Raw genomic sequence first — 6,928 nt, 5'->3', positions numbered from 1 at the left:
AAAAAAAATCTCCCCCTGCGGGGAAATTTGGTTTAGTCTTTGGTCTTTTAGGTTTTTGGGTTTTGATCTTTTAAAAAGATGGCGGTTTCGCCAGCTTTTTGGGCGATTTTGACGGAGTCATAATCGTGTCTTTTCTTATCTTGATACATATAGAAACACTGTCATTTTGAAAAAGTGCGATAAATTCAGTGGTGTCAAGGCTTTAAAGGCATTTTGACAAGTCAAAACTCCCTCTGCTATTATTTAATTGTCGAGAAAAAATAATAGAGTGCTAGAGAACTAGCTACAGAAGGAGTTTTTTGACTTTGACATATTCATCTGAATCGAATTATAGCATCCTTGACGATAAAACCGCAACAGGTAAAAAGCGGGATTGGAAGGGGAAAAAGGTGAGATCGTCACTTGTGGCGGCTCATTATGAAGGACTTGAAAAGCGTACCGGTGCACCTTATTACGGAAAAAAAGCTGAAAAAGTATGTAATTGTGCAGAGTGTCTTGTGTTTAGAAGAGATATTGAAACGGGCAGGCTACGATTATCAAATGCTTATTTCTGTAAAGTGAGGTTATGCTCGATGTGTGCATGGCGCAGGTCGTTAAAAATTGCGAGTCATAATAAATTGATCGTGGAAGAAGCGAACAGGCAGTATAAGCCTTCATGGATATTCCTCACGTTGACAGTGAAAAACGTTGATGGTGATGATTTAAAACAAACGATTACTGATATGATGCAAGGCTTTAGAAAGCTGTTTCAATATAAAAAAGTGAAGACTGGAACACTTGGTTTTTTCAGAGCTTTAGAGATTACGAAAAATCATGAAGAGAATACATATCACCCTCATTTTCATGTGTTGATTCCTGTAAAGAAAAGCTATTTTAGAGGGCAATCGTATATTAAACAAGCGGAATGGACAAGCCTTTGGAAGCGTGCAATGAAATTGGATTACACACCAATTGTGCATGTGCAGCGGGTCAAAGGAAAAAAGGGAATTGATGCGGAAGCGATTGAACAAGAAGTGCGTAAAGAGATGGAAGAACAAAAGGCTATTCTTGAAATCTCGAAGTATCCTGTGAAGGATACGGATATCATACGTGGAAATGAAGTGACCGAGGAAAATCTTGATACGGTCTATTATTTGGATGATGCTTTAAATGCCAGGCGGTTGATCGGTTATGGCGGTATCTTGAAAGACATTCATAAGGAACTGAATTTGACGGATGCCGAGGACGGCGATCTTGTTCGGATTGAAGAAGATGATGATGAGGTAGCCAATGAAACGTTTGAGGTTATGGCACGTTGGCATGTTGGCATCAAGAATTACATAATCACATAGAAAAGCAGGCTCTTACTGGAGCCTGCTTTTTTTATGGAATGTGAGTACGACCCCATCCCCTATAATATGGGGTCTTAATAATGCCTATAAAACTGTCACAAACCCTTACGGCTCTAAGGCTGAACCTTATCAACAAAATAAGAGATTTGTTGATAGACTATTTTTATTGCTGTTACTTTAGCCTTTTTTAGCTTTATACGTATATTTGATTCCGAAGTACACAAAAGCAAGTAGGAATACTGTTATCCAAACCATTTTGAGGTTCACTAAGAATATGATTGATGCGACTAAGATCAGAATTGTTAAATCGAGTTTTTTCTCTATTTTTTTATGTAAAAGAACAAAGACAATTAAAAATATAGCTGTTACTAGTACCGGTAAATTTATGATTATTTCAGTCATATTCAATCCTCCTTTATATTAAATTTTACTATGGATTAAAGGAGCAAAGAATAGGATTGATGACCTCGAAACCTGTGTGGGACTTTTGATTTTAGGAGGCTGATTTTTGTAACAAAAGCTATTCATGACAGGGTGTTTTCGGCATTTGAGGAGTTTTATCTCATTTTGGAAAATTCGATTGTTGTCCTCTGTAGACTTATGTAGAATTCCTTACGATAGTAAAATATTGATAGGGAGGAATTAATTTGAAAATGAAGTCTATGGTTAAAGGTATTCTATCTCTTATTGTGGCAAGTTTATTGATTGCTACAATTGCGCCAGAAGTTCGTGCTGAAACAAATGTTCAAGAAACACCAGTTTTCGTTACTAAGGTTCAGACGATTTTTGATGATGAAATGCAAGATGATATTGAAGCACTTGAAGCGGCTTTTGATGATCCTGCCCTTTGGCAAAATACGGTTCGTTATGCGGGATTAGTAGGTCTTGAACAAACGATGAAAACCCAAGTTGGGGTTACAGCTGCGATTAAAACTAGTCTTAAAAAACTATTGAAAAACAAAAACAGGTTGTTTAATCTTGTGGAACAATTTGCAGGAAAGAGAGCGGCGAAGTCACTTAAAATTCGATTCAATAAGTATGTGGAGCCAGTCCTTAAAGAATTTTTGAAATATGAACAACTTACATGGGATTTAATCAAAGACAACATTGCTTCTGCGTTATACGGTACTGGCATTAAAAATAGTTCAGCTAGACATATTGCTTACTGGATCGTCAAAGTGGCACAGTGGTTCTTTTGATTAGGAGGAGAAATTTTGAATAGAGAAGAGTTAGATTGTCAATTATCGCTTATGAAAAACGCAATTATGGCTTTGCAGGAACATTTAGCACCTGAATTTAGATCGAGAGATTTGGTCCTGTTGAAGTATAGTTTTACTCAAAAGCAGGTTTTAGAGTTGGATGATTATTTCATGCAGATCACTATGGAAAATTCTAAAGTAAGCAAAGAAGATTTTAGAAAAAAGTTGGCTGAAATAAGAGGTCTTCCTCACTTAACTAAAGAGGTTGCAGAGGATGTTTTATTGTCTTATAAAGCTGATGATTTACACACTAAAGTCGTTAACAACATATTGAAAAAATGAACATGCTGAAGATCCCGAAGAAGCCGACAATTGAGTCGGCTTTTTCTTTACACGCTTGACGGAAATCGGAGGTTTTAGCACGTACACAGGGGTGTGTATAAGTGCGCCATAAATGGACTGAGATTGGCGACAAAAAGTGTGAGCTGTGCGACATCATTTTGAGCAAAACGAAAATTGCAAAAGAAAGTGAGATGAATCTTGTCACTAGTCTTGAGACAAACGACAGCTAGTGGAAAAGAGCATAAGGGAAAACTGCAACCATTTCATGCTTGAAATCATAGGATGATTTGTTTCGTGGCGGTTGCGATTTTTGAAAAGAATGTGTCTAAAAATGAAATTCTGCCACACCTTTTTTTAGGAGAAAAAGGCGGTGATGTGTCAGAAACGGCAAATCTGCCACACCATAAAAAGGAAAAGTGAGAAGAGCATAAGGGATTTTTGTCCCCACTTGTGGTGTGGAACTAGGCAAAGCCTAGCAAAAAAATGACCCCGAGAAGTGGTGGAAATCACTCCTACAGCAGTGGTGATTTTTGAGGTAATCACTTCCCGATCACTACTAAAAAACGAGCCGGTCACTGACGGATCAGTGATGAAAAATGACTGACCAGTTGCCAATCACTTGTCAGAGTGCCCAGTTATACGCACCAAAAAATGTGCGTGTTTTAGAAAAGCCAACGGGGGTTTTTTCACGAAAGTTTGGTAACGTTTTGTGTTTGAAAAGGAGCGCACTGCACACAAAGAAAGGTAACGTTTTGCAAAAAAAATCAGTCGCAACAAGGGTTCAATAATGGCGAATTAAGTTTCGTGTTTGTTTTGTAAAAGTGTGCATCAAAAGGAGCGCACTGTACCCTATGAAAGGGAGCGTTTTGGTATCAAAAGCAGTTGTATCAAGGGTTCATTTTGTTATGGATTATGTTTGAGTTGTTTCGGAAAAATATGCAGAAAAAGGGTACGTGCGTTACCAATGATGAGACAAAAAGAATCGAAAAATGAAGGGCAGCGGTGATGAATTAAGTTTGAGTTTGTTTTTCAAAAAACGCAAAAAATGATCACCAAAATGAACATCAAATGATCATCAAGTGAACATCAAATGATCACAAACAAGAATGTTAAGAATGAAAAGAATGTATAAAAGAAAAAGAGAGAGAGACTTCTCTAAAAAGAGATTGTGAATCTAAAAAAACAGACCACTTTGAACTCATGCCATACATAGGATGTGTGTTTATTGGAGAACTGCACATAGACCACGAGCAGACCGATCGCAGACACAAACAAGAATGAAAAGAATTAAAGAATTTAAAGAAGAGGATAGAGAAAAGTAACATGGTTTTTGCGGAACGGATAGCGAAACAATAAGGAGCTTCGTTGAAGCTAGGTATATTAAGGGATTAAGAGAGTAAAGATTTTTTTGAGGAACGGATAAAGAACCTTTAGCGAAACGAATGCGGAACGATAGCGGAACTATAACAAGAATTAAAGAATTAAAGAATTAAAGAATTAAAGAATTAAAGAAGAGAAGAAGAAGCATAAATTATTAGTCAACGGTAAGCGGAACGAAAGTGAGCATTAAGGAGTTGACTAATTCATCTGCACCCAAAGCCTATTGATTCAAACAAACCCCGTTTGTTTGCGCCCGCCGAAGGGGCAGCCCCCGAAGATCGGGGGTAGGGGGTTTGAATATTTGCGATCCAACGGGCTGACCGTTGGCGGGTTTGGGCAGAGCCCGAAAAGAGTCACTAGGGAACCAGTGCCCACTTATGCACCTAAATAGGTGCTGTGGGTTTTCTCTCCGTTCAAAGCAGAATGCCAGGGCATTGTACCGTTGGCATGAAAGAGTCAAAAATGGTAAGATTAAAGAAATATTTGTGCGGCTGTTTTGTTTGGCGAAGGTGTGAGCGGAAGACGACGACAGTCGTTGAGTGGCAACGAAAAGCGAATCACCGAGAGCCAAACGAGAACCCCCCCCAGCTAACAGGGGGGTAGTAATGGATGAGAAAACTGTTGGAAACCAATCATATCAAGGGATTGAGCCGTTTTTGTTTTGAAACGGTTTTTAATTAGATGATAAGATGCATGATTAAATACATAAAAATACCGAGGCTGTAATTCTAAAATGCCTCTGAGAGCGTTCAGATTCGTTTCTGAGCGCTTTTATTTTTGTTCAGGAATAAAAAGATGCAAGCGAAGAAAAAACGCCTCATAGGGCGTTTAAATGATTTTATATTGGTCCTATTCCTCTTTCATAACAACTCATGCACCTACGACACCTCTTTCAGCGACTTTTTGTTCTGGTTGTGATGTTGGCACGACACCTTTTTCAGTGATTTGTTGATCGTTTTGAGTATTTGGATAAATAGTTACACCAGTGATCAATAGAGCCAGCATTGATAAGCTGATTATCCATTTCATTCTAACGCCTCCGTCATTTTGATTAATTCGTCTTTTGCAACAAGTGCATGTTCATAATATTTAACGGCTTGCGTGATATTACCTTTATTTTTCAAGTGATTGCCTGCTTCTCGTGACAATTCGGCTATATCTATCCATAGTCTTTTTTTCTCTAGGTACTTCATTGCATGGTGAATATTGTTTATGTGACTATTGTTGTAAAGAGCATCTATGATCATCAGTTTTGCTCTGTATTCATCTTCGTTATTTTCCTCGACTAGATTCCATGCTTTTTTGTACCAGACGAGAGCTTTATCAGTTTTTCCACTTTTAAAACAGACTTTGCTAAGCATGTAATATGTGCGGATCGTGTTTCTCGATTCTCTATGTTCTGGTATGTCTATTGCTTTAAGCAAATGGCTTTCAGCTTGTGGCAGATAACCACGCTTTTCATAACTAATTCCGATATTGTGGTGAGCTAAACTTTTGGTGTAGAAATCTCCTGTTTCTTGTGCTTTCTTAATAATATTTTCATAATGTTGATCGGCTTCTTTATAGCGCAATAAGTCAACTTTATTTAGTGCTAAGAGTAATTCACTATTCATTTGTCTGTATGTATATTGCTCGTTGGATTTGAATGAATTTAGTGCTTTTTCTGCATGGCTCATGGAAAAGAAATTTTGAAAGATTCGATAATATGCTTCAGCAATTTTGTAGTGGAATTCAGCATGTTCAATTTCATCGGGGATTTTCTTCAACTTGTCTTCAGCAATTTTGTAAAAGTTGATTGCATCTATGTAATTCTTGTTGTGGAACTCAAATTGTCCGTTGAAAAAGTAAAAATAATATTGAATCATGTCGTCCGTTTTTTGAATATCCTCTTGTTTGACGGTTGTGCGGCTTTTAATTTTTAATCGCTGCGCGTCATCTATCAAAAGATTGTTTCTAAAGTCCAAAAGATTGAAATACAGGAGCAGGTCTTGGTTTTGTTCCATATGCGGAAGCATTCTTTTAATCTGTTCTTTCAACTGGATCGCTTCGTCTACTTTTCTTTTTTTAATTACCCCATACCATTCATTCATCATGTTAGCGACTTCTTCATATGCAATTGTTTTAGCCATCATCATACCCACCTTTGCCTGTCGTAAATGTTTCTCTTAATCTTACAGATTTAGTAAATATTTAGAAAGTGAGAAATTCCCCAACGAAACCGATTCTTTTTACGTGGGTGCGTGTGGCTTTGGATGCTGACAGCAATGACTTTTGGATGTACAGCTAGGGAGAATATGACCTGTTTTTTGCATGTTGTCATTGAGAATATCGGGTACAGTCACTTGGAAATAACACGTAAACTATTAGGTTTTTGATTAAACGTGATATTTCCACTGGTTACAGCTGCGTTACTTCGGCATGAACCCATAAATAGCAACGGCCAAGAAGATCGGACCGAATCGCCATGAAATGACCTTACTTGTTCTATACTCTTCTGTTCGTCTCTTTTTCAATCCCACCATTTTTGTGGGCGGGTGATGGCAGCTGTATGTTGAAAGTCAGGTTTAGTCAGGTCAAATAAAAATGACGACTAGCTGAATGCTCTAGTCGCCCTTTTTATGATGGGTGTGATTCTCTTTAAGGTATGAATGTTAGTGAGAAAGGGTCAAAAAAATC

Annotated in this window: 7 protein-coding genes; 5 read left to right on the top strand and 2 right to left on the bottom strand. The window is 37.8% G+C overall.

Going from position 1 to position 6,928, the window contains the following annotated elements:
- The first annotated feature begins 305 nt into the window (after positions 1-305).
- The 5 genes from NST39_RS19865 to NST39_RS19845 all read left to right on the top strand — a co-directional run bounded on the left by NST39_RS19865 (position 306) and on the right by NST39_RS19845 (position 3,292).
- Positions 306-1,331, top strand: coding sequence for a protein rep (locus NST39_RS19865; protein ID WP_341030027.1), 1,026 nt, complete (start codon positions 306-308; stop codon positions 1,329-1,331).
- 653 nt (positions 1,332-1,984) lie between these two features.
- Positions 1,985-2,530 carry a hypothetical protein gene (locus tag NST39_RS19860; RefSeq protein ID WP_341030025.1) on the top strand — a complete coding sequence of 182 codons (546 nt, stop codon included), beginning with the start codon at positions 1,985-1,987 and terminating at the stop codon, positions 2,528-2,530.
- A gap of 15 nt (positions 2,531-2,545) precedes the next feature.
- On the top strand, positions 2,546-2,872 hold the full coding sequence (locus NST39_RS19855; RefSeq protein ID WP_341030023.1) for a hypothetical protein: 327 nt from the start codon (positions 2,546-2,548) through the stop codon (positions 2,870-2,872).
- 101 nt (positions 2,873-2,973) lie between these two features.
- Positions 2,974-3,102 (top strand): hypothetical protein, encoded by a 129-nt coding sequence (locus tag NST39_RS19850; protein ID WP_341030021.1) that lies wholly within the window; start codon positions 2,974-2,976, stop codon positions 3,100-3,102.
- Between the two features lie 64 nt (positions 3,103-3,166).
- Positions 3,167-3,292 (top strand): hypothetical protein, encoded by a 126-nt coding sequence (locus NST39_RS19845; protein ID WP_260983486.1) that lies wholly within the window; start codon positions 3,167-3,169, stop codon positions 3,290-3,292.
- 1,830 nt (positions 3,293-5,122) lie between these two features.
- Here NST39_RS19845 and NST39_RS19840 read toward each other — a convergent pair.
- Both NST39_RS19840 and NST39_RS19835 read right to left on the bottom strand, forming a co-directional pair.
- Positions 5,123-5,281 (bottom strand): hypothetical protein, encoded by a 159-nt coding sequence (locus NST39_RS19840; RefSeq protein WP_186303791.1) that lies wholly within the window; start codon positions 5,279-5,281, stop codon positions 5,123-5,125.
- Positions 5,278-6,381 carry a response regulator aspartate phosphatase gene (locus tag NST39_RS19835; RefSeq protein ID WP_341030018.1) on the bottom strand — a complete coding sequence of 368 codons (1,104 nt, stop codon included), beginning with the start codon at positions 6,379-6,381 and terminating at the stop codon, positions 5,278-5,280. The genes NST39_RS19840 and NST39_RS19835 overlap by 4 nt, the downstream gene beginning before the upstream one ends.
- Between the last annotated feature and the right edge of the window lie 547 nt (positions 6,382-6,928).

It is taken from the genome of Bacillus sp. FSL W8-0645, from assembly GCF_038007905.1.
GTDB lineage: Bacteria > Bacillota > Bacilli > Bacillales > Bacillaceae > Bacillus > Bacillus pumilus.
The sequence above is the reverse complement of the archived record's forward strand: the minus strand, read 5'-3'. Positions and strand labels throughout refer to the sequence as shown.